Raw genomic sequence first — 2,036 nt, forward strand, 5'->3', positions numbered from 1 at the left:
GGTCTCGAGAAGATCATCGCGGAGCGGGTCGGCCGCGGCGGCCTCGGCTTCGGCGCCGACATCCGGTCCAAGGCCGAGATGGAGTCCGCCGAGTCGTTCGGCGACACCATGCCCGAGGACCTCATCAAGTTCGGCCTGATCCCCGAGTTCATCGGCCGCGTCCCGGTGATGGCCTCGGTGTCGCACCTCGACAAGCCGAGCCTCGTCCAGATCCTCACCGAGCCGCGCAACGCGCTGGTGAAGCAGTACCAGAAGCTCTTCGAGATGGACGGCGTCGAGCTCGAGTTCGAGCCCGACGCGCTCGGGGCGATCGCCGACCAGGCCATCCTGCGCGGCACCGGCGCGCGCGGCCTGCGGGCGATCATGGAAGAGGTCCTCAACCCCGTCATGTACGACATCCCGAGCCGCGACGACGTCGCGAAGGTCGTCGTCACCGAGCAGACGGTGAAGAACAACGTGAACCCGACGATCGTGCCGCGCCAGCCGGCCCGCCGCGAGCGTCGCGACAAGTCCGCCTGACCCCCTCGCCCGCACCCCGCGAGGCCCGCGCCGGCCTACAGGTGCGGGAGGACCGTCGGTCCGGGCTGCGCGAACGGCAGCGCGGGCGGCGCCACGTGCGCCCCGAGGAACGCCACGACCTGCGGCAGGATCGACCCGATGTAGGTGCCGTCGTGGCGGCCGGGGCTGATGCGGGAGAACTGCGGGTGCGCGAGCGCCACGTAACGTCGCACGGGGTCGGCGAACGCGTCCTTGTCGCCGCACCAGATCCCGGTCGGCGTGCTCGCGAGCTCGGGGTAGAAGCGCAGCGGGTCGTTGGCGATCCAGTCGGCGGTCCCGGCGAAGGGACGCTTCGCGGCCAGCCGCGGGTCGAGGAACAGGCCCGGAGACATCGCGGCCACCGCGCGCACCGGAGCACCCCGGTGCACCCGCTCCCGCGCGTACATCAGCGCGCCCGCGCCGCCCATCGAGACGCCCGCCGCCAGCACCGGCACACCCCGAGTGTCGCGCGCGAGCCCGCGCTGGGTCATCCACGCGGGGAGCTCGTCGAGGAGCATGCGCATCGGGTCGTCGCCGGGTCGGACGGCGTGCCAGTAGTTGTCCCCGCCGTCGAGCGCGGCCACCGTGAAGGGCGGGACGCCCGAGGCCCAGGCCGCGCCGAGGGCGTGCCGCATGCCCGGGTCGCCCCACCACAGCGCGTTGCCCCCGAGCCCGTGCAGGCCGACGCAGAGCGGGAGGGTCGCGCGGTCCCGCCCGGGCGGGGAGCTGACGACGAGCCGCACCGCGCGGCTCCGGGCGGTCGACCCGACCCACTCGACGGTGGTGTCGGCCAGCGTCGAGCGCGGCGCCCGGCTCGGCGCGGGGACACGCAGCCGGACCGGCGCGGGCGTCTCGACGGACCCGGCGAGGGACGCGCTCCCGGCCGCGAGAGCCGCGACGCCCACCGTGGCGGCGCCGCCCGCGAGGAGCCGGCGGCGCGTCAGTCGGCGGATCGGCCCCGGCACCCCGCTCCTCCCACCCGCGCTCCCCCTACCCGTCGACGGTCGTCCCCGTCACCGGGCATCGTCGTCGATGCCGGTCACGCGGGAGGCGCCAGCGTAGATGTTCATCGAGCGCCCACGCAGGAAGCCGACGAGTGTCATGCCCGCGTCGTCCGCCATCTCGACGGCGAGCGACGAGGGCGCCGAGACCGCGGCCAGCGCGGGCACCCCGGCCATCACGGCCTTCTGGGTCAGCTCGAACGAGGCCCGCCCGGACACCATCAGCACCGTGCCGACGGCCGGGACGGCCCCGGTGAGCAGCGCGTGGCCGAGGACCTTGTCGACGGCGTTGTGGCGCCCCACGTCCTCGCGCACCGCCAACAGCGTCCCGTCCGCGGTGAACAGGCCGGCGCCGTGCAGCCCGCCGGTCGAGTCGAAGACCTTCTGCGCGGCCCGCAGCGCGTCGGGCAGCCCGAAGAGCACCTCGGCCGGCAGCTCCACCGGGTCGTCCCCGGGCGGGAACACGGTGCGCGTGCGCACGGCGTCGAGCGAGGCCTT

Annotated in this window: 3 protein-coding genes; 1 reads left to right on the top strand and 2 read right to left on the bottom strand. The window is 74.8% G+C overall.

Going from position 1 to position 2,036, the window contains the following annotated elements; translation table 11 throughout:
* Positions 1 to 519: ATP-dependent Clp protease ATP-binding subunit ClpX (locus AC0CYZ_RS06485; protein WP_472213477.1), on the top strand; the 519-nt coding region annotated here is incomplete at its 5' end.
* 35 nt (positions 520 to 554) lie between these two features.
* Here AC0CYZ_RS06485 and AC0CYZ_RS06490 read toward each other — a convergent pair.
* Both AC0CYZ_RS06490 and AC0CYZ_RS06495 read right to left on the bottom strand, forming a co-directional pair.
* Complete coding sequence (locus AC0CYZ_RS06490; RefSeq protein ID WP_472213479.1) at positions 555 to 1,502, bottom strand: alpha/beta hydrolase; 948 nt, start codon at positions 1,500 to 1,502, stop codon at positions 555 to 557.
* A 48-nt stretch (positions 1,503 to 1,550) separates the two neighbouring features.
* A partial coding sequence (locus tag AC0CYZ_RS06495; protein WP_472213481.1) for a formate dehydrogenase accessory sulfurtransferase FdhD occupies positions 1,551 to 2,036 on the bottom strand: 486 nt, incomplete at its 5' end.

It is taken from the genome of Actinomycetospora sp. (assembly GCF_055612215.1).